We start from the raw sequence: 23,515 nt of genomic DNA on the forward strand, positions 1-23,515 counted from the left end.
TGGTCCAGGGCGCCGGTGGAACGGCGCACCTGAGCCCCTAACCGGGCGTTACATGTTTTCCGGCCGACCTCAGAGGTTGCCGCGCTTCTCCTGCTCGCGCTCGATCGCCTCGAAGAGCGCCTTGAAGTTGCCCTTGCCGAAGCCCAGCGAGCCGTGCCGCTCGATCAGCTCGAAGAACACCGTCGGGCGGTCACCGATCGGCTTGGTGAAGATCTGCAGCAGGTAGCCGTCCTCGTCGCGGTCCACCAGGATCCCGCGCTGCTGGAGCTGCTCGATCGGCACCCGCACCTCACCGATCCGGGCACGCAGCTCGGGGTCCTCGTAGTAGGAGTCCGGGGTGTCGAGGAACTCCACGCCGTTGTCGCGCAGCGCGTCGACGGTGGCGATGATGTCGCCGGTGGCCAGCGCGAGGTGCTGGGCGCCGGCGCCGCGGTAGAACTCGATGTACTCGTCGATCTGCGACTTGCGCTTGCCGGGGGCCGGCTCGTTCAGGGGGAACTTCACCCGGTGGTTGCCGTTCGCGACCACCTTCGACATCAGCGCCGAGTAGTCGGTGGCGATGTCCTCACCGATGAACTCCGCCATGTTCACGAAGCCCATCACCCGGTTGTAGAACTCGACCCACTCGTCCATGTGGCCCAGCTCGACGTTGCCGACCACGTGGTCGAGGGCCTGGAAGAGCCGCTTGGGCTGGCCGGCGGGCTTCTTGAAGGTGCTCGCGGCCGCGTCGTAGCCGGGCAGGTACGGGCCCTCGTAGCGGCTGCGGTCGACCAGCGTGTGCACGGTCTCGCCGTACGCCGCGATCGCCGCGATCCGCACCGTGCCGTGCTCGTCGGTCACGTCCTCGGGCTCGCGCACGACCCGCGCGCCGGCCTTGCGGGCCTGCGCGACGCACCGGTCGACGTCGGGCACCTCGAGGGAGATGTCGATGACGCCGTCGCCGTGCCTGCGGTGGTGCTCGACCAGCGCGCTGTCGGGGTCGACGGCGCCGTTGAGGACGAAGCGGATCGAGCCGGAGCGCAGCACGTAGGACTTGTGGTCGCGGTTGCCGTTCTCGGGGCCCGAGTAGGCCTCGAGCTCCATGCCCCACGCCGACTGGTAGTAGTGCGCGGCCTGGGTGGCGTTGCCGACCACGAACACGATCGCGTCCCAGCCGGTGACCGGGAAGACGTCGCCGTCCTCGTCGTACTCCACGAGGCCGACCAGCTGCTGCAGCTGGTCGAGGGTCAGGTCGGCGCGGAGCTCGTCGACGGTGAGCGCCCCGCCGGTGGAGGCCTGGTCGGTGGTTGAGCCTGTCGAAACCGTGGAAGTCATGGGGCCAGACTGTCGGGCTGCGACATACTGTGCAACAGTACGACGTTCTCCTGTACAACTTGACCATTCCGGGAGCGATGATGGACGAGCTCGACCGCAGATTGATCGATCTGTTCGCGCACGAGCCGCGGATCGGTGTGCTCGAGGCGTCCCGACGGCTCGCCGTCGCCCGCGGCACCGTGCAGGCGCGGCTGGACAAGCTCGTCGACCACGGCGTCATCACCGGCTGGGGTCCCGACCTCGCCCCGGAGGCGCTCGGCTACCCGGTCACCGCGTTCCTGACCCTGGAGATCCGCCAGGACGCCAGCGAGCACGGCGGCCACGACGCGGTCAGCCGGCACCTCGCCGCGATCCCCGAGGTGCTCGAGGCGCACACGATCACCGGCGCCGGCGACATGTGGGCCCGGGTGGTGGCCCGCTCCAACACCGACCTGCAGCGTGTCATCGACCGGGTGCTCGCCGACCCCGCGATCGTGCGCAGCTCCACCGTGATCGCCCTCGCCACCCAGGTCCCCTACCGCGTCCTCCCGCTCGCCCACGAGGCCGCCGACCGTTGAGTTAGGCCCCCCGCCGCGTTGAGTTGGGCCCCCCGCCGCGTTGAGTTGGGCCCCCCCGCCGCGTTGAGTTGGGCCCCGCGCCGCGTTCAGTCGGGCCCCCCGCCGCGTTGAGTCGGGCCCCACGCCGCAGCAGGCCCGGGTCACCGGACGGCGGCGGCGACCTCGGCGGCCGCGGCGGCGACGACCGGGCCGATCGCCTCCACGTCCAGCGGACCCAGGGTGACGATGCCGACGCTGGCGTCGAGCCCCTCGACGCCGCGGACCGGCGCGGCGAGGCCGCGCGCGCCGGGCTGGAGCTCGCCCTCGGTGATCTCGTAGGGGTGCGCCGGGTCGCGCGGGGCGCGGCCGAGCAGGATCGCCTTGCCGGCGGCCCCCTGCCGGAGCGGGTGGCGCGAGCCGATCCGGTAGCTCACGTGGAAGTCGGTCCAGGACGGCTCGACCACCGCCAGCGCGAGGGCCTCCTCCCCGTCCGCGACGGTCAGGTGCGCGGTGCAGCCGACCTGCTCGGCGAGCCGGCGCAGCACGGGTACGGCGAGGTCGCGCAGCACCGGCTGCACCGCCGAGGCCAGGTGCAGCACGCCGAGCCCGACGTGCAGCCGCCCCCGGGCGTCCTTGCGCACCAGGGCGTGCTGCTCGAGGGTGCTCACCAGCCGGTAGACCACGGTCCGGTTCACCTGCAGCCGGACCGAGAGCTCGGTGACCGTCAGACCCCCCGGCGCAGAGGCGAGCACGTCGAGGACGCGCAACCCGCGGTCGAGGGTCTGGGAGGTCTCGGCCGGCATGGCCAGAGTGTAGGGCCGCCGGTCAGGAGGACTTCCGCATCGCCCACTCGCGGATCCGGTCGATGCGGGCGTGCAGCTGCTCCGCGGTCGCCACCGCCGCCGCGGGCCCGCCGCACTCCTTGCGCAACGCGGCGTGGGTGATGCCGTGCGCCTGGCCGGTCCGGTGGTGCCAGGCGGCGACCAGGCCGTTGAGCTCCCGGCGCAGCACCGCGAGCTGCTCGTGGGTCGACACCTGGGCCACCGAGTCACCCCGGTCCCCCGCGTCGTCCCGGCCGGCTCGGTCGGCGGCGTCCCGCTTCTGCTTGCGGGCGCGCTCGCTCTGCCGCGAGTGCAGCAGCTCGCGCACCTGGTCGGGCTCCAGCAGGCCGGGGATGCCGAGGAAGTCCATCTCCTCCTCCGACCCCACGTGCACCTCGCCGGAGTGGCCGAACTCGCCGCCGTCGTAGAGCACCCGGTCGAAGGTGGCCTGCGACCCGAGCGCCTCGAAGCTGAGCTCGAGCTCCGCGGAGGCCTGCTCGGAGGCGTTGGCCTGCGCCATCAGGGCGTCCTCGGCCGCGAAGATGTCGCCCTCGTCGGTGACCTTGCGGCCCAGCACGTGGTCGCGCTGCACCTCCATCTCCGAGGCGTGCCCGAGCAGGTTCGGCACCGACGGCAGGAACACCGACGCGGTCTCGCCGCGTTTGCGGGCCCGCACGAAGCGGCCGACGGCCTGGGCGAAGAACAACGGGGTGGAGTACGTCGTGGCGTAGACGCCGACGGCCAGCCGCGGCACGTCGACCCCCTCGGAGACCATCCGGACCGCGACCATCCACCGGTCGGTGTTCTCGCCGAACGCCGCGATCTTCTTCGACGAGGCCTTCTCGTCCGAGAGCACCACCGTGGGCGCCTCGCCGGCGATTTCGCGCAGCAGCTTGGCGTAGGCCCGTGCGGACTCCTGGTCCGAGGCGATCACCAGGCCGCCGGCGTCCGGCACGTGCCGACGTACCTCCGAGAGCCGTTTGTCGGCGGCGGCGAGCACCGAGGGCATCCACGAGCCCTTGGGGTCCAGCGCGGTGCGCAGCGCCTGCGCGGTCATGTCCTTGGTCAGCGGCTCCCCCAGCCGGGCCGCGATCTCGTCGCCGGCCCGGGTGCGCCACTGCATCTCGCCGGAGTACGCCATGAACAGCACCGGCCGCACGACGTGGTCGGCCAGCGCGTGCGCGTAGCCGTAGGCGTAGTCGGCCACCGACCGCGGGATGCCGTCCTCGCCGGGAGCGTAGGTGACGAACGGGATCGGGTTGATGTCGGAGCGGAACGGCGTGCCGGTCAGGGCCAGGCGGCGGGCGGCCGGCTCGAACGCCTCGCGGACCCCGTCGCCCCACGACAGCGCGTCACCGGCGTGGTGCACCTCGTCGAGGATCACCAGGGTCTTGAATCGCTCGGTGCGGATCCGCATCGCCAGCGGGTTGACCGCGACGCCGGCGTAGGTGACCGCGATCCCGACGTAGTCCTGCGAGGTCCGGCCCTTGCCGGCGGAGTACGTCGGGTCGACCGGGATCCCGGCCCGCGCCGCGGCGTCGGCCCACTGCACCTTCAGGTGCTCGGTGGGCGCGACGATGGTCACCCGGTCGATCAGCCGCCGGCCGAGCAGCTCGGCGGCGACCGTGAGCGCGAAGGTCGTCTTGCCCGCGCCGGGCGTCGCCACCGCGAGGAAGTCCCGCGGCAGGTCGGCGAAGTACTTGTGCATCGCCGCGGTCTGCCAGGCGCGCAGCGACGGCGCCGTCCCCCACGCCGCCCGGTCGGGATAGGCGGGCGGGAGGGCCGGGTCGATGTCGAGGTCGAGCCGGGAGTCGGTCGGGTCGTGGCGGGCGGGGTCCTGGGCGGGCCGTCCCGTCACTCGTCGCCCCCGCCCGAGTCGCGCATCGACTCCCAGACCTCTTTGCACTCCGGGCAGACCGGGAACTTCTCCGGAGCCCGGCTCGGGACCCACACCTTGCCGCACAGGGCGACGACGGGGGTGCCCATCACCATGGCCTCGGTCAGCTTGTCCTTGTCGACGTAGTGCGAGAAGCGCTCGTGGTCGCCCTCGTCGGTCGGGACGGTCCGCCGGTCCTCACGGATGTCCGTGTCGGTCGAGAATCCGATGGTGGTCACGAGGGTCGAGTCTAGGTGACGAGGCGACGATCCAGCGGATCGCGCAGGTCAGTTCAGGTCCGGGTCGACCGGGCGGGTGGAGTGCCACGCCAGCTCCCCGGGCTGACGCCGCAGCACCGCGCGCCACAGGTCGCCGGCGTCGGTGCGGAACACGTCGCCGGGCACCGACGGCACGACGTACCAGCTGCCCTCCTCGATCTCGGAGGCGAGCTGGCTGGCCCCCCACCCGGCGTACCCCGCGAAGATCCGCACGCCCGCCAGGCTGCCGTCGATCAGCTCCACGGGCGTGTCGAGGTCGACCAGGCCGAGATGCCCGGCGACCTCGCGGAAGCCGACCGGCACGTCATCGGGGGCGCTGAGCACGCCGACGGCGAGCGCACCCTCGGTGCTGACCGGGCCGCCGTGGAAGAGCACCTCCGGCTCGGCGACCACCTCGCCCCAGCCCTCGAGGACGTCGGAGACCAGCACTGGAGAGGGCCGGTTGAGCACCACGCCGAGCGCCCCGTCCTCGTCGGCGTCGAGCAGCAGGATCACGGTGTGGGCGAAGTTGGGGTCGAGCAGGGCAGGCGTCGCCACGAGCAGCACGCCCGCCTCCACCTCGATCACGGTTCCATCATCGCGCGCCCGGCCCGTGTTGGCATCACCCCGGTGGAGGGCTCGCCGAGGTGCGCAGACGGGCGGGGCTCAGGCCGCGAGCGCGGCCCGGAGCCGGCTGAGCAGGCCCGGGGCCGGGTCGGCGCGGTGGCCGGTCACCGGTCCCCGCGGGTACGACGCCCGGGCCGCCTCCTCGATCCGCTCCCCCACCCGGACCGCGGCCGCGTCCGCGCTGCTGGCGCGGCCGGCCATCGAGGCGAGCAGGACCCGCTCCTTGCGCGCGGACCTGGCCAGCATCTCGGCCATGGCGGCGTCGACGGGCTCGGCGCGGTAGTGGTCGATCACCGCCCGCAGCCCGGGCAGCTCGCGGGCGGTCGTCCGCCACGCGGCGACCACGCCGCGCTCGAGGTCCATCGGCTGCTCCATCAGCTCGCGCTCGATGCGACCCGCCAGGCGGGCGTGCCAGCGCAGCTGCAGCGCCGCGAGCAGCGCCGTCTCGTCCCCGAAGGTCTCGGCCACTCCGTCGAGGTCCATCGGGAGCAGTCCGTCCCGGCGCTGGTCGACGGTGGCGAGGACGGCGCGGAGGATCTCTCCGCGCCGGTGGAAGGACTTCCAGGTCATGGGGGCTCCTTGCTTCGAGCTCGTGCATACCGACGGTATGTACATACCCACGGTACGGAGACATACTCCCGGTATTCAACCTGGTCGGCGGTGACGTCACTCACCCCGGCGCCCGGGCGGTATCTAGACTGCGCGGATGACGAAGTCCTCGGTCTCCCGGCTGGTGCCCAAGGTCCCGCACGTGCCCGGGGCGAGCCGGCGGCAGGAGTACTCCGCCTCCACCAAGCGCGCGCTGGTCGACGTGGCCGAGGAGCTGTTCACCACCAACGGCTACGCCGCGACCTCGCTGGACGCGGTCGTCGCGGGCGCCCGGGTGACCAAGGGCGCGCTCTACCACCACTTCAGCGGCAAGCAGGCGCTGTTCGAGGCCGTCTTCGAGCGCACCGAGGCCGACGCGTCCCGCACCATCCAGGAGTCGCTGCGCGGCCACCGGGACCCGTGGGAGAAGGCGCGCGCCGGGCTGCGGGCCTTCCTCGGCGTCGTGCAGGAGCCGCGCTACCGCCGGATCGTGATCCAGGAGGGGCCCTCGGTGCTCGGCTACGAGCGCTACCGCGAGCAGGAGGAGCGCTCGACCTTCGCCAACGTCCTCGACATCGTCGAGGGAGTCCTGAGCGCGAGCACCTGGGACCTCGACGACGCGATGGTGCAGACCTTCGCCCGGATCTTCTTCGGGGCGATGTCCTCGGCGGGCGAGTCGGTCTCCAGCGCCGACGACCCCGTGGCCGCGGCCGCGCGGGTCGAGACCGCGATCGGGGTGATCCTCGCCGGGTTCCGCGAGCTGGTGGACCACGGCGCCGCGCTGCCCACCAGCCCCTGACCACGGGGTCCCTACGACGGGGTCACGGCAACGGGGTCACTTCTTGAAGGTGACGTTCCCGCCCTGCGCGGGGACCAGCTCGATCCAGGTGTGCCCGGCCGGGACGGTGAGCTTGCCGCCCTTGGTCGAGAGCTGCAGCGGGCTGTCCAGCTTGTCCTTCGACCAGGTGCCGCGAACCATCCGGCCGCCGTGGAAGAGCATCGCGGCGCCCTTGCCGACGAGCTTGGTCTCGGGGACGTGGTTGCCGGCCGGGTCGAGGTAGCCCGCGTCGCCCTCCTGGACCCGCAGCACCAGCACGGTGTCGGCCGGGAACTCGTCGCCGTCCGCGGCGTAGGTGTTCTCGTTGATGTAGCCGCCTCCGCGGTAGACCCAGTCGGTGGTGTGCCCGCCGGAGAACTGCGCGGCCATGGTCTTGGCGGCGACGCCCTTGGGCAGGTCCTTCTCGTCGCCCCAGGGCAGGTAGTCGGCGGGCCGCTTGTCGCCCTGCTTGATCGTGGAGGCGACCTCGCTCAGGTTCGCGAAGAGGTTGTACGGCGCTGGCCGGCTGTTGTCACGCGCGAACCCCTTGGTGCCCTCGCCGAAGAAGCGGATGCCCGCGTTCTTGATCAGCGCGATCGTCCGCGGCGCGGCGCCACTGGTGACGACGTCGGCGTCCACCGGAGAGACGATGCCGACGTCGCTGGCGCGCATCGAACGGACCGGCCCCACGGTGCCGGGGATCTGCGAGTAGTAGAACGCCGCCAGCCGGGTCAGGCCGCCCTCGACGAGCTCCTCGACGACCATGTCGGCCTTGCCGAGGCCGATCTGCGGGGCGCTGGACGCGGTGTTGTCCATCTTCGCCACCAGCACCGGGTGGTCCTGCGAGGCGCTCTGGTCGCCGGAGACCGGCAACCCGGTCAGCGGCCAGGTGGCGTCCAGCGTGGCGCCGCCGGCGACCTTCTGCGCGGCGGGCGAGGAGCTCTCGGAGGACGGGCTCCCGTCGTCACCGCCTCCACAGCCGGCGAGCAGCAGGCTCGCGCTGACCAGGACGGCGAGGGGCAGGGGGGCACGGCGCACGGGGCGAGCTCCGTTTCGTGTGAGTGATCCAGTCGACTTCCAGTCTGCCGCGCGGGCGCGCCCCCCGGAGGAGGCGCGCCCGCGGCGGACGGCAGACCGGCTGGAAGGTAGCAGCCGCTCCCGGCTCAGCGGCCCCGCAGGGTGCCCGCGAACCAGCTGTTGGTCCAGGGGACGGCCCGCTGCACGCGCTCGCCGGGGCGCGGCGCTTGCAGCATCACGGCGTGCCCGTTCGCCCAGTGCAGGAAGATCGCGACGTGGTAGACGCCACTTCCGTTGCTGAAGAACAAGAAGTCCCCGCTCTTCATCTGGCTGCGCGGGATGTGCCGCGCGACGCCGGACTGCTCGGCCGCGGTCCGCGGCACGGAGAGGCCGGCGTGGCGGTAGCTGTAGTAGACCAGCCCGGAGCAGTCGAAGGCGTGCGGGCCGGCGGCGCCCCACTTGTACGGCGCACCCACGTGCTGCAGCGCGATGTTGCGGGCGTGCAGGATCTTGGTGGGCTGGCCGGCGGCGTGGTGCGACGCGTGCTGGCTGTGGTGATGCGCGTGATGCGCGTGGTGGTGGCCATGGTGGCGGTGGTGGTGGCCGTGGTGGTGGCTCGCTGCGTTGGCCGCGGGGGCGGTGGCTGCGTCGGTGGTGACCGCGGCGGTGAGCACGCTGGCGAGGATGGCGGGCAGCGCGAGGAGGGCGCGCAGGCGTACGGACATGGTCGGGCCTTTCCCACGCCTGTGAGGTGAGCTGTCGGGTTGGAGGTGGAAAGGTCCTCCGCCGGGCCTGCCCGAGAAAGTCGGCGCCGGCTTCACCCCGAGCCGCACCTGGGTGCGGCATCGAACTGTGGGTCCCCCACTCCTGCCCTGGTGCGATCAGGGGGTCGAGGGCCGGGCGGGCAGGACTCGGCGTACCCGGCCTCGGTCGCGAATGGCGACGAGGCAAACTAGGCAGAAGCGGAGCCGCGGGAAAAGCGCCGCTCCCCCGTCTGGGGGACGAAAGTCCCGATCAGGGGGACTTCCGTCCCCCACATGGGGGTCGGACGGGGGCCGACCGGGTGGTCAGACGCTATGACGTGACCGCCTCGGGGTGAGGGGGTTGCAGGCCGGGGCCTCTCACATGCATGTACGTGGGTTGTCGGGCAGGAGCGGCCTGCTCGACCTATCCACAGGCATAGGAGGCCCCGGTGTTCACTGAGCGTACGAGTGTGGGACTGGATGTGCACGCCCGATCAATCTCTGCTGCGGCGATCGACACCACGACCGGAGAGTTCTTCAAGGAGCGGCTGGTCCCGTCCAACGAGGTCGTCATTGACTGGCTGCGGGGACTGCCGGGTCCGGTGGCGGTGGCCTACGAGGCCGGTCCAACTGGTTTCGGATTGGTCCGTGCCCTAGACGCAGTTGGGATCCGCTGCCAGGTCGCGGCGCCCTCGAAGCTGAACCGACCCGCCGGTGAGCGGGTCAAGACCGATGCCCGCGACGCGGTGCTGCTGGCGCGGTTGCTGCGCAACGATGACCTGACCCCGATCCGGATCCCGACCGTGACCGAGGAGGCCGCCCGCGATCTGGTCCGGGCCCGCGAGGATGTCCGTGGCGACCTGATGCGGGCCCGGCACCGGGTCTCGAAGCTGCTCCTGCGACACGGTCACGTCTACTACGGCGGCGCGGCCTGGACCGGCAAACACCACGCCTGGCTGCACCGGATCCGGTTCGACCTGGCCGGCACTCAGGCCGCCTACGAAGCCGAGCTCGAAGCCGTCGAGTTCGCCCTGACTCGCCGCGACCGGCTCGACAAGGCGATCGCCGCGATGGCCGCTGACAGTGAGTTCGCCGCGGTGACCAGACGTCTGTGCTGCCTGCGCGGGATCTCGACCCTGACCGGGTTCGCGCTCGCTGTCGAGCTCGGCGACTGGCACCGGTTCACCGGCTCGAGCATCGGCACCTATCTCGGGCTCGTGCCCTCCGAGCAGTCCTCGGGCGGCTCACGCCGACTTGGTGCGATCACCAAGACCGGCAACAGCCACGCCCGGCGACTCCTGATCGAAGCAGCCTGGCACCACAAGCCCCGCTATGTCGTCGGCGCCGTCCTACGCTCGCGCTGGGAGCAGGCCCCCGAAGCCGCCCGGATCCGCGCCCACACCGGCAACCAACGCCTCCACGACCGGTGGACCGGCTACGCCCGCCGCCACAAGAAGCACACCGTCGCCAACACCGCCATCGCTCGCGAGCTCGCTGGCTGGTGTTGGTCTTTGGCCACCTTGGACTAGGCCCGACCCCCCATGACCTTGGCCGGTCGACGAACCTGACGAAGCAGCGCGAGGAGACCACCCGCGATTCGGCTGTGAGCCACGAGCCACGCTCGTGACGCTCGACCTCAGACCCGCGGAACGCTCCTGCCGAACATCGTCCTGCGGTAACCAACCCGCGCATATCAGCATTGACCGCGCGTCGTACACGAACACGCTGCGACAGGTGACCTGACCGGACCAAGACGAGGCGCCGCCGACACAACCAGTGCCGAACGGCGCCTCACCATGCCCTTGACAGCCAGGGCCTACATATCAGCCGAGCTTGGCGCCGCCGTCCACGTAGAGCGTCTGGCCGGTGATGTAGGAGGCCTCGTCGCTGCACAGGAACGCCGCGGCGGCGGCGATGTCCTCAGGTGCGCCGACCCGCTTGACCGGGTTCGCCTCGGCGTTGAGGCGGCGGAACTCCTCGACGTCCATCTTCAGCCGGGCGGCGGTGGCGTCGGTCATCTCGGTGGCGATGAAGCCGGGGGCGATCGCGTTGGCGTTGATGCCGAACGGGCCGAGCTCGAGGCCCAGGGTGCGGGTGAAGCCCTGGATCCCCATCTTGGCGGCCGAGTAGTTGGCCTGACCGCGGTTGCCGAGCGCGGAGACGCTGGAGAGGTTGAGGATCTTGCCGTACTTCTGCGCCACGAAGACCTTCTGCGCCGCCCGGGTCATCAGGAAGGCGCCCCGCAGGTGCACGTTCATGACCAGGTCCCAGTCCTCCTCGGTCATCTTGAACAGCAGGTTGTCGCGGGTGATGCCGGCGTTGTTGACCAGCACGTGCAGGCCGCCGAGCTCCTCGACCACGCGCGCCACGGCGGCGTCCGCGGAGCCGGCGTCGCTGACGTCACAGCCGACGCCGACGGCCTTCGCACCCTCGACCAGCGGCAGCCGCCCGGCGGCCTCGGCCGCGGCGGACTCGTCGAGGTCGATGACGGCGACCGAGGCACCCTCCTCGGCGAACCGGCTGGCGGTCCCGAACCCGATGCCGCGGGCGGCTCCGGTGACCAGTGCGACACGTCCGTCGTAACGACCCATGGGTGCTCCTCGTCCGGTGAGCGGCCGGCTCTCGGTGGCCGAGCCTGCCCGCACACCCTAGGGGGTCGTGATCAGTACGACGAGGCGGGCCGCTCGCCGTAGGCGAGCACCCGGCCGAAGTCGGCGTGCCGCCCCAGCCTCACGATCGGCTGCTCCTCGTGGCTGGCCGGGTCGAAGCGGGCCAGCACCGCGCGCGGCGTCGCGCCGTCGCAGCTGGCCGCGTGCTCGATGACCAGCCGGTCGTCCTCGGCACCGATGAGCAGCACGTTGCCGACCGCGTGCGGCACCCGCACCTCGGCCACCGAGCCGTCGTCTCGCTGGCGGGCGAGGAAGAGGTAGCCGCAGGGGCCGGACGCCTGCAGATAGAGGCCACTGGCCACCCGGCGGGCGTCGAGGTCGCCGAGGTCGGCGCTGTCGCGTCCGTGCGGACGGGTCAACGCGGTGACCGACCCGGTGGTCAGGTCGACCAGCGAGAGGGTGAGGGTCGAGCGGTGCGCACACTGCACCTCCACCGTCGAGGTGTCCCACCAGCGCACCGGCGTGCAGTGGGCGCCGGTCGCGATCCGCTTCTGCAGCTCGCCGTTGCGGTCGAGCACGCGCAGGCCGTGGCCCCGCCAGCTCGTCGTACCCGTGACCAGGGACAGGTGGTCCGGCGAGGGCAGCACCGGCCCGTCCACCCGGGCCGCCAGCCTGGTCCGCTGCCCGTCCTGCGGCAGCCGCCACAGCGGCGCGCCGCGGTCCCCGCCCTTGCTGTAGCCGGTGAGCAGCAGGCCGCCGTCGCCGTCGAGCAGTGCCGAGGCGACCGAGTCGCCGAGCGACACGTTGCGCACGACGCGGGTGCCGACGTCGACGACCAGGGCGTGCTGGGACTTCAGGCCGGGGTTGGTCACCAGCAGCGCGGTGCGGCCGTCGGCGGACCAGTCGGCGATCAGGAACGCGCCCCTCCCGTGCGGCCCGAGGTCCCGCGCGTAGACGCCGGTGCGCTCCCCCGCCGGGCTGACCAGCTCCAGGCGCTGACGTCGCGCCTCGAGCTCGCCGTACCGGTTGCGCCGGCCGTGCTCGACCACGGTGAGGAACCACCCGGAGCCCGGCGTGGGCACCGCGCGCGCGGTGGCGGCGCCCCGGGCGGTCGCGGGGCTGCCCCCCGGGGTCGCGGCGGCGGCCCATCCGCCGGCGGCGAGGGCGATGACGGTCGTGGCGGCGAGCAGGGTGCGCGCGGCGAGTCGCAGGGGCACGGGTCCTCCGGGAGGTCGAGGGGTTCTCTGGGGAGACGCCCGGCGGCGTCCCGGGGTTGCGAACCCGGTCAGGACTTCTCCAGCGCCGCCCGGATCCGACCGGCGTACGCCGCGCGCTCCTCGTCGTCGGCGTACTTGTGCCGGGGCCAGAAGAAGCCGCGCAGCCCGTCGCCCTTCGTGCGCGGCACGACATGCAGGTGCAGGTGCGGCACGGACTGGCTGACGGTGTTGTTCATCGCCACGAACGAGCCCTGGGCGCCGAGCCCCTCGACCATCGCCGTCGCGAGCCGCTGCCCGGCGGCGAGGAACGGGTCGCGCAGCCGGGCCGGGAGCTCCGGCAGGGTGACGACGTGCTCGCGGGGCACGAGCAGCACGTGCCCCTTGAAGACCGGTCGCTGGTCGAGGAAGCCGACCAGGTCCGGGGTCTCGAGCACCTTCTCGGCGGCCACCTCACCGGCCGCGATCGCGCAGAAGACGCAGTCGCCGGTGCTCATCGCCGCCCGCCCGTCACTCGCAGACCCCACGGCAGCCGGCCGGCCGGGCGGCGTAGCGGCCGTTGCCGGCCGGCGCGTCGAAGTGCTGGGTGTCGCCGAGGCCGTAGGTCCAGCGCAGGCCGTGCCGGGCCATGATCTGCACCACCTGGTGGCGACTGGAGCGCCAGGCGACCCGCGGGTGCGAGTGCGACTGCCACCAGGTGTCGGGCACGATGCCGCGGGCCGAGCGGTAGGGGTTCTCCCAGGTGTTGAGGTCCAGGGCGCGCCCCCAGGCGTGCGGGGAGCGGACCCCGGGCCGGTTGACGACCTCGCGGCAGTTGAACACGGAGGTGTTGCCCGCGGCCATCGACCGGAAGTCGTCGGCCCCGTGGACCCGCTGCGACCAGCCGAAGCGGTCCTCGCGATACATCGAGCGGATCGGCAGCCGGTCGTCGTACATCTCGGCCAGCGCGCCCGCGATCCGCCCCGCCGCGTCGGCGTTGGCGACCAGCTCGCCCCGGCGGCGATAGCCCCGGAAGTCCCAGTAGTTCATCCGGACCAGGCGCAGCGAGGCGCGGCCGACCGGACAGCCGGGGTGCCAGGTCCGGCCCACCATCTGGCGCCACACCGCGGCGGGGATCCGCGTGGTCACGACGTGCGCGCCCGCGCCCTTCGCGTGCGGCTGCGTGGGCACGTGCACGCGGGGCCGCGGCGCCCGGCCGGGCAGCGCCACCGGTCGCCCGGGCGGCAGGTTGTCGACGGCGTGCACGGGGCTGCGGCCGGCGCGGACCCAGTCCAGCCGGGGCGCGGTCGCTCGCCACTGGGTGTCGGTGCGCGGCCGCGCCGAGAACGTCGCCTGCCCGCGGTCGTCGGTGGCGACGTCGAGCACGTGCTTCCAGGCGCCGCCGGCCTTGCGGCGGTAGACGGCCACCGGCCCGCTCACCGGCGTGCCGTCGCCGGCGGTCCAGCGCACCTGCAGGCTCACCCGGTCCTCGTCGACGACCGAGTCGGGTCCGGTGAGCCGCACCCGGCTGTCGCGGCGCTGCAGGGCGACCTGCACGGGGCCGGTCTCGGCCGGCGCGTGCCCCGGGTCCCCGGCGTACGACGCCCGGAACACGTTGTCCTCCTTGCGGCGGGCCAGCGTCGCCTCGACCTCGGCGTGGCCGGCCTCGTCGGTGACGACCGGGCCGAGCGTCGCCCAGGCGCCGTCGGTGCGCCGCTCGACCACGACCTGCGCGCCGGCCACCGGGGCCTCGTCGCCGGACTGCACCAGGTCGACCTGCAGCGGCACGGCCTGGTCGGCGTGCGCCGGCTCCCCGGCGAGCGTGAGCGTGGTCGGGGGCGGCTCCTCGGCCCGGGCCGGCAGGCCGGTGCCGACCAGCCCGGTGCCGACGAGCGTGCTGGCGAGGACGGTGAGGACCGCGAGGAGGCTGGTGAGGGTGCGTGACCCGAGTCGCATGGGGCGATTGTGCCCGAGCCCGGACGCGCCGGCCGCCACTTCCCCGACCCGGGCGAGCCGGTCGCCTACGCTGCCGGACCATGCGCGTCCTGGTCTCCGGGGGTGCCGGCTATATCGGCTCCCACACCGTCCTGCCCCTGCTCGAGGCCGGTCACGAGGTGCTGGTCGTCGACGACTTCTCGATGAGCAAGCCCACCGTGGTCAACCGCGTGGAGGAGCTGTCCGGCGTGCACGTGCCGGTGCACGCGCTCGACCTGACCGACACCGAGAAGACCGACCACCTGTTCGCCACCGAGCGGATCGACGCGGTCGTGCACTTCGCCGGGTTCAAGGCGGTCGGGGAGAGCGTCGAGAAGCCGCTGGACTACTACACCAACAACCTCGACACCACGTTCTCGTTGCTGCGGGCGATGCGACGCCACGGCGTGCGCCGGCTGGTCTTCTCCTCCTCGGCGACGGTGTACGGCGACGCGCCGGTGCCGTACCGCGAGGACCACGAGCCGCTGGTCGCCGCCAACCCCTACGGCCGCACCAAGGTGATGATCGAGCACGTGCTCACCGACGTCGCGCGGGCCGGGGACCTGCGGGTCGCGCTGCTGCGCTACTTCAACCCGGTCGGGGCGCACCCGTCCGGGCGGATGGGCGAGGACCCGCAGGGCATCCCGAACAACCTGGTGCCGTTCCTCGCCCAGGTCGCGGTGGGGCGCCGGGAGAAGCTGTCGGTCTTCGGTGACGACTACCCCACCGCGGACGGCACCTGCGAGCGCGACTACATCCACGTCCAGGACCTCGCGGCGGGGCACGTCGCCGCGCTGGAGCACCTCGACGCCATGGCCACCCCGGTGCGGGCCTACAACCTCGGCAGCGGCCGGGGTACCAGCGTGCTCGAGGTGCTGCACGCGTTCGAGCGGGCCGTCGGGCGTCCGATCCCGCACGAGATCGTGGGCCGCCGGGCCGGCGACCTCCCGGCGTACTGGGCCGACCCGTCCCGGGCCGCGGAGGAGCTCGGCTGGCGCACCGAGCGCGGCATCGACGACATGTGCGCCGACGTGTGGCGCTGGCAGTCGGCCAACCCCGAGGGCTACCCCGTCGGCTGACGCCCCAGCCGGTGGTCGGCCCGTGGTCGTTGGGTCGTCGGCCGATGGTCGGTCCGCTCAGGCGGACTGGGCGGCCCGGATCTCCTCGGCGAGCTCGTCGGCGCGGACGTCGGCCATCTTCGAGACCATCCGGTTGGCGGCCTTGATGTTCGCGGCCACCTGGTCGGCGAGGTTGGTCTCGTAGACCACGATCAGCCCGGCCTGGCCGGCGTCCAAAGTCTCCCCGAGGTCCTTGAGGTCCGCGCGGGACATGCCGCCCGTCGCGTGCCCGACCACCGCGCCGATCGCGGCGCCACCCGCGCCCGCACCGGCGATCCCGATGCCGACCGGCGGGAAGATCGCCGCCGCGACCCCGACGGCCAGGCCCCAGCCGAGGCCCTTGGCGGCGCCGTGGCGGGTGGGCTGCTCGTGCTTCTTGACGATGCGGATCTTGCCGTCCTCGCCCTTGGCGATCACCGAGGCGTCGAAGTCGTTGGACGTCTTGATCTCGCGGTAGAGCGCCTTGACGTTCTCGTAGTCCTGCACCGCGGAGTCGACGTCGTCGTACGCCGCCGCGATCACGTAGAGCGTGTCCTTCTCCTGCTTGGCCATGGGGAGTCCTCCTGGGGCTGTCGCCGTCCCGACCCACGGTCGTCGCGGCGCCTCCGGCCGGCATCGCCCGTGGCGGATGACCCCCGACGATCCGCCCCGGCCGTGCAGGGTGCGCCGGGCGCCCCTCGCGTGTCGGTTGTCCCGGTCGCCGGTCCGGGGTGGTGGACGAACGTTCGTCCACCCCGGAAGGGGTTCTCCCGGCTCGACGGTCCGGCCGGGGCCTGATCCAACCGCTGCCGCGACGCCGCACCGGGGCCGGCGCCTTCCACCAGCACGCCCCACGAGCCCCAGCCGTCCTTCGCTAGGGACTTTCGCCCGTGCCGGGACCAGGCCCGTCCGGCCTAGCCTCGTGAGGCCTGACCACCGTCGGCCAGGCCTCTCCTCACGGGAGGTCATGCGAGATGGCTGCTCCTGCCGACGCCGAGCGGCGTCACACGACGTCCCTGAAGCGCGAGGTCGGCCTCGTCGGCCTCACCTGGGCCTCGATGGGCTCGATCATCGGCTCCGGCTGGCTCTTCGGCGCCCAGAAGGCGCTCATCGTCGCCGGGCCCGCGGCGATCATCTCCTGGGTGATCGGCGGCGTGGTGATCCTGGCCCTCGCCCTGGTCCATGCCGAGCTCGGCGGCATGTACCCCGTCTCCGGCGGCACCGCCCGGTTCCCGCACTACGCCTTCGGCGGCTTCGCCGGAGCGTCGTTCGGGTGGTTCTCCTGGTTGCAGGCGGCCACGGTGGCCCCCATCGAGGTCTCGGCGATGATCACCTACGGCCAGCACTACTCCTTCGCGAACGGCTGGCTGAACCCGAAGACCGGCGTGCTGACGACCAGCGGCCTGATCGTCGCGGTCCTGCTGATGGCGTTCCTGACGTCGATCAACTTCCTCGGGATCCGCAGGCTCGCCGCCGCCAACAGCGCGGCGACGTGGTGGAAGGTGGCGATCCCGCTCCTGACCATCTTCGTGCTGGCGCTGGCCAACTTCCACCCGGGGAACTTCTCCGCGGCCAACGGCTTCAACCCCGACAAGGCCCACGGGATCCTGGCCGCCGTCTCCACCGGCGGCATCATCTTCAGCTACCTCGGGTTCGAGCAGGCCGACCAGCTCGCCGGCGAGAGCAAGAACCCCCGCCGCGACATCCCGATCGCCATCATCGGCTCGATCGTGCTCGGCATCATCATCTACACCGCCCTGCAGATCGCGTTCCTCGGCGCGCTGCCGTCGAGCGCGATCGGCAGCACCTGGTCGGACACCAGCAGCACGGCTTACTACACGGTCTTCACCGGACCGTTCGCCGAGATCGCCACGCTCGTCGGGCTCGGCTGGCTGGCGGCGATCCTCTACGCCGACGCGATCATCTCCCCCGCCGGCACCGGCCTGATCTACACGACCGGCAGCTCCCGGGTCTCCTACGGGCTGAGCCGCAACGGGTACGTCCCGACCGCGTTCGAGTGGACCAACACGCGGGCGGTCCCGTGGGTCGGCCTGATCGCCGCGTTCCTCACCGGCTGCATCTGCTTCCTGCCGTTCCCGAGCTGGCAGTCGCTGGTCGGGCTGATCACCAGCGCGAGCGTGCTGATGTACGCCGGGGCCCCGCTGTCGCTGGGCGTGTTCCGGCGCCGCCTCCCCGAGACCGAGCGGCCCTACCGGCTGCCGTGGGCGCATGTGCTGTCGCCGTTCGCGTTCATCGTGGCCAACCTGATCATCCTGTGGTCGGGCTGGACCACCGACTGGAAGCTGGGCGTGGCGATCCTGCTCGGCTACGTGATCCTGGCGATCAGCCGCGTCTTCCACCTCAACGACAAGCCGCCGGTGCTGAACTGGCACGCGGCGATGTGGCTGCCGCCGTACCTCCTCGGCATGGGCGCCATCGTCTACATGAGCACGTTCGGCCCGAAGGGCTGGATCCCGCTGTGGTGGGACATGGCCGTGGTCGCCGGCTTCAGCCTCGTCATCTACTTCTGGGCGATGCAGGTCGCCCTGTCCAGCGAGCAGATCGAGGCGATGATCAGCGAAGTCGTGCTGCCCGAGGAGGAGGGAGTGGCCGGTGTCCAGCACTGAGACGACCGGGCCGGGCCACGGCACGGTGATCGTCGGCTACGACGGGTCGCCGGACGCCAAGCGCGCCCTGGCGTGGGGTGCGAGGTACGCCGAGGACATGAAGTCACCGCTGCGGGTTGTTGTGGCGACCGGCGACATGCGGATGCGCCAGGTCACCGAGCTCGACCAGGAATGGGAGCGCAACCGGCTCGCGGAGCTGACCGCTGACGCGCGGACCGCGGTCGCGGCCGCGCCGCTGCCGCCGGAGAGCCTCGAGCTGGTCGACGCCGGTCCGGCGCCGGCGCTGATCGTCGGCGCCGACCCGACCTCGACGATCGTGCTCGGCAGCCGCGGCCACGGCCGGGTGTCCAGCGCGTTGGCCGGCTCGGTCAGCCAGCACGTCGCCATGCACGCGCCGTGCACGGTCGTGGTGGTGCGCGAGCCGTCGAGCCCCGAGGAGAGGCGGGTGGTGGTCGGGGTCGACGCCTCCGAGGGCTGCGCGCCGGCGATGCGCTTCGCCTTCGAGCACGCCGAGCGCACCGGGGCGCCCCTGACCGCGCTGCACGTGCTGCAGACCTGGGCGCCGGGCCCGCCGTACGCCAGCCGCTACGTCTCGGACCGGTTCGCCCGCCAGCTCTCGGAGGCGGAGCCGCTGATCGACGAGGCCCTCGCCGCCGACGCCCGGGCGCACCCCTCGGTCGACCTCGACCGGCAGGTCGTCGCCGGCTCGGTGGGCCGGGTGCTCAGCGACGCCTCGGAGCAGGCCGGGCTGCTGGTGGTCGGCGCGCGGGGCCGCGGCGCGTTCGCCGCGATGCTGCTCGGCTCGGTCGGGCAGGCGGTGCTGCACCACGCCCGCTGCCCGGTGGTCATCGCGCGTTGAGGCTCCTGGCCCACCGAGACACCCAGGAGAGCACCACTGCGGGGGTCTACGGCGTAATCGTCGGGGCGGCCGTGATGGCCGCGGCGCACGCGGAGTCGGTGGCGGCCCTCGACGCGGCGGTCCTGGGCACGCTGCTCGTCTACTGGACGGCCGAGCGGTACGCCCGGCTGGTCGCCCGGCGCATCCACGCCGGGCACCGCCCGGGCCGGGAGGAGGTACGCCGCGAGCTCGCCACCGGGTGGGAGATCGTCACCGCCACCCTGCTGCCCCTGGCGGTGCTCTCGGTGGCAGGCCGGGTGGGCGCGGACCTCGACACCGCCGTGCTGCTGGGGCTGGGCTGCAGCACGCTGCTGCTCGCGCTGGCCGGCTGGGAGATGGGCCGCCACGGCGCCCTCAGCCGGAGGGAGCGGGGGCTCTCGACGGCGGTGGCGACCGCCCTGGGCCTGGCCATGATCGTGCTGAAGTCCTTGCTGCACTGAACACGACGGTTCTGTCGTACCCTCGAACGATCATGACCTCCACCGCCCGGGCGACGGCGCCCGCCGAGAGCCGGGACGCCCTGCTCCTGGCTGCCCAGCTCGAGCTGCTGTCCGGGGTGGTGTCGGGACACCAGCTCGGACCCGCCCTCGACGCGCTGCTGCGGGTGGTCGAGCGGGTCTCGACGGGCGGCCTGCTGGCCTCCGTGCTGCTGCTCAGCGAGGACGGCAGGCAACTGCGGCACGGCGCCGCGCCGAGCCTGCCCGACCACTACAACGAGGCGATCGACGGACTGAGGATCGGGCCGTCGGTGGGCTCGTGCGGCACCGCGGCCTGGCGACGGCGCCAGGTGATCGTCGAGAACATCGAGGCCGACCCCCTGTGGGCGGACTTCCGCGACCTGGCGGTGGGTGCCGGGCTGCGCGCCTGCTGGTCCACGCCGATCTTCGGTGGCGGCGGGCGGCTGCTCGGGACGTTCGCGATGTACTACCCCGCGCCCTCCCGCCCCAAGGCCGGCGACCTGGCGCTGATCGACGTGCTGGTCCGCACCGTAGGGATGGCGATCGACCGGAGCCGCTGGGACGAGGAGCGGGAGCGGGAGCTCGCCGAGGAGCGGGCCCTGGGCACCGCCTTCCAGCGCAGCCTCCTCCCGCAGATCCCGAACCGCATCGGCGCCGTCGAGCTCGCCGCCCGCTACCGCACCGGCGACCCCGGCGTGCACGTCGGCGGTGACTGGTTCGACGCGATCGAGGTCGAGGACGGCCTGGTCCTCGTCGTCGGCGACGTGCAGGGTCACGACATCCAGGCCGCGGCGATGATGGGCCAGCTGCGCACCGTCGTACGCGCCACCGCCTCCGACGGACACCCGCCGGCCGACGTGCTGGCCCGCACCGCGCACTACCTCGAGCGGCTCGGCAGCGACCTGCTCGCCACCGTGCTCGTCGTCCACCTCGACACGCACGCCCGGTTGGCCACCATCGCCTGCGCCGGGCACCTGCCGCCGGTCGTGCTGGGCATCGAGGAGGACGGCACGACGCTGTGCCCGATCGAGGTGGAGCCCGGGCCGCCGCTGGGCGTCGGCGAGGTGTGGGAGGAGCGGAGCACGCACCTGCCGGCGGACGCCTACCTGCTCCTCTACACCGATGGGTTGGTGGAGACCCGCAACTGGGACATCGACGAGGGCATCCACCGGCTTGAGACCCTGATCGCCACGGTGCCGCCCCAGGCCGGTCCGGGACGCTTGCTCGACCAGGCCCTGGAGCTGCTGCCCATCGGCAGCCGCGGCGACGACGTGGCGGTGCTGGCCGCGCGGGTCCCGCCGGTGCCGGGCGGGTCGGCGCGCCGGGTGGTGCGCAAGCTGCCGGCCCAGCCGATGTCCGTCCCGCTCGTCCGGTCCTGGGCCGAGGGCTGGCTGGCCGCGCAGGTGGCGGTCGAGCACCGCGACGACGTGCTGCTGGTCGTCTCGGAGCTGATGACCAACGCGGTCCGCCAGGCCGACGGCGCGGTGCGCACCACCCTCCAGGCCGAGGACCGGGGCGTGCGGGTGGAGGTCTTCGACCGCGGGCACCGGATGCCCGTCCTCAGCGACACCGACCTCGACGCCACCGGCGGCCGGGGCCTGCTGATGATCGAGGCCGTCTGCGCCGAGTGGGGTGTGGTCGAGGAGCTCGAGGGCAAGACCGTGTGGGCACGGCTGGCTTGGTGAGCCGCTGCAGGAATCCCCGGCCAGCCGGGGATTCTCTCGGTTGTCAGCCGTAGCAACGCCCATCAAGCGAGGGAACGCCCTGACAACCCCCAGCGGCTGACGCGCCGACGTCCGCTGCCGAGGGCGCGCCGGTGACAGCTGGTACGGCGGGTGCCGCCGGACCGCCTAGGTTCGAGCCGACCCGAGGAGGAGCCACCCTGGCCGGGGTCGTCCGGCTGTCAGGTCTGACGGGGGCCCTCGAGCCAGAGCGCCAGCTTGGGGCAGACGCGGACGGCCTCACGGGCCTCGTCGAGCAGGTCGACAGGCACGTCGTCGTCGCTGACGATGGGGAAGCCCCAGTCGTCGAGGGTGATCAGCTCGGGGAGGATCTCGGCGCAGAGCCTGCGCCCCTCGCAGGCAATGGGGTCGACTCGCAGCCTGATGCCGGTGGCCATCACGGCCTCCGCGGCGGGAGGGGCAGGATGCCGGCCGTGCGGGTCGCGCAGCACCAGCCCCGTGCGTGCTGCTCCAGCTCGGACCCGAAGACGGTGAGGGCACTGCGGACGAGCCGGACGGCGCCGTCGGGAAGGCTGCAGGCGCCGCGGCCCTCGACCTGGCCGAGCCAGCGCCGCAGGGTGCCCTGGTCAGCAGCGCTGCCGTCAGCGAGTCGGTGCAGCTCGCCGGCGATCGCGTCCAGGCCGAAGAGGCAAGACCCGCACTGGCCCGCCGACTCGTCCGCGAGGAAGCGCACGACCCTCGCCGTCTCCACGAGTCCGCAGACGTCGTCGGGCAGTGCCGCGACCAGGCCGGCACCCACGCTCGCACCCAAGGGCGCCAGCGCCGCCCGGCTGAAGGGGAGGTCCGCGGCGGCTGCGGGCACCCACGTGCCGAAGTACCCGCCGAGCAGCAGCGCCTGAAGCGGCGCGGATGCGCCGTCGGCGAGGCTGAGCACCTCGTGGATCGGGGTGCCGATCGTGATCTCGTCCACGCGGGGCCGGTTCACCGCTCCCTGGACGGTGACCAGCATCGAGCCCGGTTCCCGGCTCGTGCCGACGGCGCGGAACCAGTCGGCGCCGTAGCGGGCGATGAGGGCGACGTGTGCCAGGGTCTCGACGTTCTGGACTAGGGTCGGCCTCCCGCGGAGCCCTCGTTCGGAAGCCCTCGGCGGTGTCCTGGTCGGCGTGGGAACGCCGCGCTCGATCCAGTGGACGAGGGCGCTGGCCTCGCCGCCGACGAATCTGTCGGCGCCGGTCATGATCTCGATCCGGATCCGGTCGGATCCAGCACGGCGGCGCTCCGCGGCTGCATCGTCCACGATCTCGCGCACGGAGTGATGCACGACGACGATCGCCCGGCTGGCGCCGACCAGCTCCGCGGCGACAGCAGCCCCGTCGAGCACCAGGTGCGGTGACTGGGCGAGCAGGACCTTGTCCTTCGCGCTCGCGGGTTCTCCTTCGGTCCCGTTGCCGACCACGACGGGACGGCGTCCGGCAGCCACCGCAGCAAGCTTCCTGGCGGTGGGGAACGCGGCGCCGCCCCTGCCGGTGAGCCCCGCCCGGCTCACCTCCTCGAGGAGAGCGTCCCGCTGCCGGACCGAGCCGACCGACCGCAGCCCGCCGTACCGGTCGAGATGGGCCGGCAGGCCGGTGGGGCCTGCCGGCGAGCCGGCCGGCAGCAGGCGCGGCAGGTGGACCGGCGAAGGTGTGCCGGCTGCCTCTCCCTGCCGTCGCACGCGCTCGGTGGTGCCCATCACCCACCTCGCGCTTCCGGCGGCGTGAGCCGCTCGAACCCGGGCGACGGCCTGGCCGGCCGCGCGGTGTGCGTGAGCGTGGCCAGGACGCGAGCCAGCGCCGCGGTGGCCACGGCGGCCGCAGAAGCCCACACGATCAGCGCCACCCACCAGAGCCCCCGGTCGGGGCCGGCGGCCAGCGCGTGCACGAACGCGAGCGGCCACGCCAGGTAGGCCAGCCAGTGCACCATCCGCCATGCCTGGAAGCCCAGTCGGCGGCGCACCAGGCTCGTGACCAGCACGGCGCCGCCCAGGTCCACCGCCAGGGTGCCCAGCCCGATCGCGAGCCTCTGGTAGCCGGACATGAAGGGCAGCACCGTGGCCGCCCAGCCGATCGTCACGAACGGGTCCAGGAGTGCGGTCACCACGTGCAGGAGGAGGAACGCGACCAGGAGCAGCGCCAGCGTTCGGTGCAGTTCGGCGAAGACGAAGCGGGGCCATCGACGAGGCGCCGAACCCAGCCGCGTCGAGACGCCGAGCACCATCACGACGCTGAGCAGGACCAGCAGCGTCAGCCCGCTGGCACGCGAGACGAACCACAGGCCCTGGGAGCCGGTGGCGGAGGTCGCCCCGGCCAGCATCGGTGCTGCCGTTGTCATCGTGGTCGCTC

Annotated in this window: 24 protein-coding genes and 1 riboswitch; of the genes, 8 read left to right on the forward strand and 16 right to left on the reverse strand. The window is 72.8% G+C overall.

Annotation, left to right across the window (positions count from 1 at the left end; translation table 11 throughout):
• Positions 1-69: 69 nt before the first annotated feature.
• Complete coding sequence (gene hppD, locus BJZ21_RS14050; protein WP_179664316.1) at positions 70-1,314, reverse strand: 4-hydroxyphenylpyruvate dioxygenase; 1,245 nt, start codon at positions 1,312-1,314, stop codon at positions 70-72.
• 59 nt (positions 1,315-1,373) lie between these two features.
• Between hppD and BJZ21_RS14055 the strand changes: the two genes are divergently transcribed.
• The gene (locus BJZ21_RS14055) at positions 1,374-1,871 is read left to right on the forward strand and encodes an Lrp/AsnC family transcriptional regulator (RefSeq protein WP_246298506.1); all 498 of its coding nucleotides are present in this window, start codon (positions 1,374-1,376) and stop codon (positions 1,869-1,871) included.
• Between the two features lie 140 nt (positions 1,872-2,011).
• Here the strand turns inward: BJZ21_RS14055 and BJZ21_RS14060 are convergent, their stop codons facing one another.
• The 5 genes from BJZ21_RS14060 to BJZ21_RS14080 form a co-directional block, all read right to left on the reverse strand.
• A complete protein-coding gene (locus BJZ21_RS14060) occupies positions 2,012-2,653 on the reverse strand; it encodes an IclR family transcriptional regulator (RefSeq protein WP_179664317.1) in 642 nt (213 codons plus the stop codon).
• 22 nt (positions 2,654-2,675) lie between these two features.
• Complete coding sequence (locus BJZ21_RS14065) at positions 2,676-4,529, reverse strand: DEAD/DEAH box helicase (protein WP_425490514.1); 1,854 nt, start codon at positions 4,527-4,529, stop codon at positions 2,676-2,678.
• Entirely contained in the window at positions 4,526-4,777 is a 252-nt protein-coding gene (locus BJZ21_RS14070) for a DUF3039 domain-containing protein (RefSeq protein ID WP_343052269.1), read from the reverse strand. The genes BJZ21_RS14065 and BJZ21_RS14070 overlap by 4 nt, the downstream gene beginning before the upstream one ends.
• Positions 4,778-4,834: 57 nt before the next feature.
• The gene (locus BJZ21_RS14075) at positions 4,835-5,392 is read right to left on the reverse strand and encodes a YqgE/AlgH family protein (RefSeq protein WP_179664319.1); all 558 of its coding nucleotides are present in this window, start codon (positions 5,390-5,392) and stop codon (positions 4,835-4,837) included.
• A gap of 78 nt (positions 5,393-5,470) precedes the next feature.
• On the reverse strand, positions 5,471-6,001 hold the full coding sequence (locus BJZ21_RS14080; RefSeq protein WP_179664320.1) for a hypothetical protein: 531 nt from the start codon (positions 5,999-6,001) through the stop codon (positions 5,471-5,473).
• Between the two features lie 136 nt (positions 6,002-6,137).
• Here BJZ21_RS14080 and BJZ21_RS14085 point away from each other — a divergent pair, with 136 nt between their 5' ends.
• Positions 6,138-6,818 carry a TetR/AcrR family transcriptional regulator gene (locus tag BJZ21_RS14085; RefSeq protein ID WP_179664321.1) on the forward strand — a complete coding sequence of 227 codons (681 nt, stop codon included), beginning with the start codon at positions 6,138-6,140 and terminating at the stop codon, positions 6,816-6,818.
• Positions 6,819-6,854: 36 nt separating this feature from the next.
• On the opposite strand, the gene BJZ21_RS14090 is transcribed toward BJZ21_RS14085, so the two are convergent.
• Both BJZ21_RS14090 and BJZ21_RS20635 read right to left on the reverse strand, forming a co-directional pair.
• Positions 6,855-7,874, reverse strand: coding sequence for a DUF3048 domain-containing protein (locus BJZ21_RS14090; RefSeq protein ID WP_179664322.1), 1,020 nt, complete (start codon positions 7,872-7,874; stop codon positions 6,855-6,857).
• 125 nt (positions 7,875-7,999) lie between these two features.
• Positions 8,000-8,578, reverse strand: coding sequence for a C40 family peptidase (locus BJZ21_RS20635; protein ID WP_218851504.1), 579 nt, complete (start codon positions 8,576-8,578; stop codon positions 8,000-8,002).
• A gap of 18 nt (positions 8,579-8,596) precedes the next feature.
• Positions 8,597-8,739, reverse strand: a riboswitch (cyclic di-AMP (ydaO/yuaA leader).
• A 327-nt stretch (positions 8,740-9,066) separates the two neighbouring features.
• Between BJZ21_RS20635 and BJZ21_RS14100 the strand changes: the two genes are divergently transcribed.
• Complete coding sequence (locus BJZ21_RS14100) at positions 9,067-10,125, forward strand: IS110 family RNA-guided transposase (protein ID WP_343052146.1); 1,059 nt, start codon at positions 9,067-9,069, stop codon at positions 10,123-10,125.
• A 294-nt stretch (positions 10,126-10,419) separates the two neighbouring features.
• Here BJZ21_RS14100 and BJZ21_RS14105 read toward each other — a convergent pair whose 3' ends face one another.
• The 4 genes from BJZ21_RS14105 to BJZ21_RS14120 all read right to left on the reverse strand — a co-directional run bounded on the left by BJZ21_RS14105 (position 10,420) and on the right by BJZ21_RS14120 (position 14,354).
• A complete protein-coding gene (locus BJZ21_RS14105) occupies positions 10,420-11,187 on the reverse strand; it encodes an SDR family NAD(P)-dependent oxidoreductase (RefSeq protein WP_179664324.1) in 768 nt (255 codons plus the stop codon).
• A gap of 71 nt (positions 11,188-11,258) precedes the next feature.
• Positions 11,259-12,422, reverse strand: coding sequence for a hypothetical protein (locus BJZ21_RS14110; RefSeq protein ID WP_179664325.1), 1,164 nt, complete (start codon positions 12,420-12,422; stop codon positions 11,259-11,261).
• A gap of 68 nt (positions 12,423-12,490) precedes the next feature.
• The gene (locus tag BJZ21_RS14115) at positions 12,491-12,916 is read right to left on the reverse strand and encodes an HIT family protein (RefSeq protein WP_179664326.1); all 426 of its coding nucleotides are present in this window, start codon (positions 12,914-12,916) and stop codon (positions 12,491-12,493) included.
• A gap of 13 nt (positions 12,917-12,929) precedes the next feature.
• Entirely contained in the window at positions 12,930-14,354 is a 1,425-nt protein-coding gene (locus tag BJZ21_RS14120; RefSeq protein ID WP_179664327.1) for a M15 family metallopeptidase, read from the reverse strand.
• 80 nt (positions 14,355-14,434) lie between these two features.
• On the opposite strand from BJZ21_RS14120, the gene galE reads away from it, so the two are divergent.
• On the forward strand, positions 14,435-15,451 hold the full coding sequence (gene galE, locus BJZ21_RS14125; RefSeq protein ID WP_179664328.1) for a UDP-glucose 4-epimerase GalE: 1,017 nt from the start codon (positions 14,435-14,437) through the stop codon (positions 15,449-15,451).
• Between the two features lie 57 nt (positions 15,452-15,508).
• Here galE and BJZ21_RS14130 read toward each other — a convergent pair whose 3' ends face one another.
• The gene (locus tag BJZ21_RS14130) at positions 15,509-16,042 is read right to left on the reverse strand and encodes a DUF1269 domain-containing protein (protein WP_179664329.1); all 534 of its coding nucleotides are present in this window, start codon (positions 16,040-16,042) and stop codon (positions 15,509-15,511) included.
• Between the two features lie 401 nt (positions 16,043-16,443).
• Between BJZ21_RS14130 and BJZ21_RS14135 the strand changes: the two genes are divergently transcribed.
• Genes BJZ21_RS14135 through BJZ21_RS14150 form a run of 4 tightly spaced genes read left to right on the forward strand, consistent with a single transcriptional unit; the run spans position 16,444 to position 21,137 of the window.
• On the forward strand, positions 16,444-18,096 hold the full coding sequence (locus BJZ21_RS14135; protein WP_179664330.1) for an APC family permease: 1,653 nt from the start codon (positions 16,444-16,446) through the stop codon (positions 18,094-18,096).
• Positions 18,083-18,955, forward strand: a complete 873-nt coding sequence (locus tag BJZ21_RS21805; protein WP_179664331.1) for a universal stress protein — start codon at positions 18,083-18,085, stop codon at positions 18,953-18,955. The genes BJZ21_RS14135 and BJZ21_RS21805 overlap by 14 nt, the downstream gene beginning before the upstream one ends.
• Positions 18,952-19,434 (forward strand): hypothetical protein, encoded by a 483-nt coding sequence (locus BJZ21_RS14145; protein WP_179664332.1) that lies wholly within the window; start codon positions 18,952-18,954, stop codon positions 19,432-19,434. The genes BJZ21_RS21805 and BJZ21_RS14145 overlap by 4 nt, the downstream gene beginning before the upstream one ends.
• 32 nt (positions 19,435-19,466) lie before the next feature.
• The gene (locus BJZ21_RS14150; protein ID WP_179664333.1) at positions 19,467-21,137 is read left to right on the forward strand and encodes a SpoIIE family protein phosphatase; all 1,671 of its coding nucleotides are present in this window, start codon (positions 19,467-19,469) and stop codon (positions 21,135-21,137) included.
• Positions 21,138-21,355: 218 nt separating this feature from the next.
• On the opposite strand, the gene BJZ21_RS14155 is transcribed toward BJZ21_RS14150, so the two are convergent.
• Genes BJZ21_RS14155 through BJZ21_RS14165 form a run of 3 tightly spaced genes read right to left on the reverse strand, consistent with a single transcriptional unit; the run spans position 21,356 to position 23,504 of the window.
• The gene (locus tag BJZ21_RS14155; RefSeq protein ID WP_179664334.1) at positions 21,356-21,571 is read right to left on the reverse strand and encodes a ferredoxin; all 216 of its coding nucleotides are present in this window, start codon (positions 21,569-21,571) and stop codon (positions 21,356-21,358) included.
• Positions 21,571-22,866, reverse strand: a complete 1,296-nt coding sequence (locus BJZ21_RS14160; protein ID WP_179664335.1) for an NADH-ubiquinone oxidoreductase-F iron-sulfur binding region domain-containing protein — start codon at positions 22,864-22,866, stop codon at positions 21,571-21,573. Before BJZ21_RS14160 ends, BJZ21_RS14155 begins: the two co-directional genes overlap by 1 nt.
• Entirely contained in the window at positions 22,866-23,504 is a 639-nt protein-coding gene (locus BJZ21_RS14165) for a ferric reductase-like transmembrane domain-containing protein (protein WP_179664336.1), read from the reverse strand. Before BJZ21_RS14165 ends, BJZ21_RS14160 begins: the two co-directional genes overlap by 1 nt.
• Between the last annotated feature and the right edge of the window lie 11 nt (positions 23,505-23,515).

It is taken from the genome of Nocardioides panaciterrulae, assembly GCF_013409645.1.
GTDB lineage: Bacteria > Actinomycetota > Actinomycetes > Propionibacteriales > Nocardioidaceae > Nocardioides > Nocardioides panaciterrulae.

Bases quoted from the DNA above. Each gene is read 5' to 3' on its own strand.
- hppD (WP_179664316.1), bottom strand. From the start codon at position 1,314: ATGACTTCCACGGTTTCGACAGGCTCAACCACCGACCAGGCCTCCACC.
- BJZ21_RS14060 (WP_179664317.1), bottom strand. From the start codon at position 2,653: ATGCCGGCCGAGACCTCCCAGACCCTCGACCGCGGGTTGCGCGTCCTC.
- BJZ21_RS14080 (WP_179664320.1), bottom strand. From the start codon at position 6,001: ATGACCTGGAAGTCCTTCCACCGGCGCGGAGAGATCCTCCGCGCCGTC.
- BJZ21_RS14085 (WP_179664321.1), top strand. From the start codon at position 6,138: ATGACGAAGTCCTCGGTCTCCCGGCTGGTGCCCAAGGTCCCGCACGTG.
- BJZ21_RS20635 (WP_218851504.1), bottom strand. From the start codon at position 8,578: ATGTCCGTACGCCTGCGCGCCCTCCTCGCGCTGCCCGCCATCCTCGCC.
- BJZ21_RS14105 (WP_179664324.1), bottom strand. From the start codon at position 11,187: ATGGGTCGTTACGACGGACGTGTCGCACTGGTCACCGGAGCCGCCCGC.
- BJZ21_RS14115 (WP_179664326.1), bottom strand. From the start codon at position 12,916: ATGAGCACCGGCGACTGCGTCTTCTGCGCGATCGCGGCCGGTGAGGTG.
- BJZ21_RS14120 (WP_179664327.1), bottom strand. From the start codon at position 14,354: ATGCGACTCGGGTCACGCACCCTCACCAGCCTCCTCGCGGTCCTCACC.
- galE (WP_179664328.1), top strand. From the start codon at position 14,435: ATGCGCGTCCTGGTCTCCGGGGGTGCCGGCTATATCGGCTCCCACACC.
- BJZ21_RS14130 (WP_179664329.1), bottom strand. From the start codon at position 16,042: ATGGCCAAGCAGGAGAAGGACACGCTCTACGTGATCGCGGCGGCGTAC.
- BJZ21_RS14135 (WP_179664330.1), top strand. From the start codon at position 16,444: ATGGCTGCTCCTGCCGACGCCGAGCGGCGTCACACGACGTCCCTGAAG.
- BJZ21_RS14150 (WP_179664333.1), top strand. From the start codon at position 19,467: ATGACCTCCACCGCCCGGGCGACGGCGCCCGCCGAGAGCCGGGACGCC.
- BJZ21_RS14155 (WP_179664334.1), bottom strand. From the start codon at position 21,571: ATGGCCACCGGCATCAGGCTGCGAGTCGACCCCATTGCCTGCGAGGGG.
- BJZ21_RS14160 (WP_179664335.1), bottom strand. From the start codon at position 22,866: ATGGGCACCACCGAGCGCGTGCGACGGCAGGGAGAGGCAGCCGGCACA.
- BJZ21_RS14165 (WP_179664336.1), bottom strand. From the start codon at position 23,504: ATGACAACGGCAGCACCGATGCTGGCCGGGGCGACCTCCGCCACCGGC.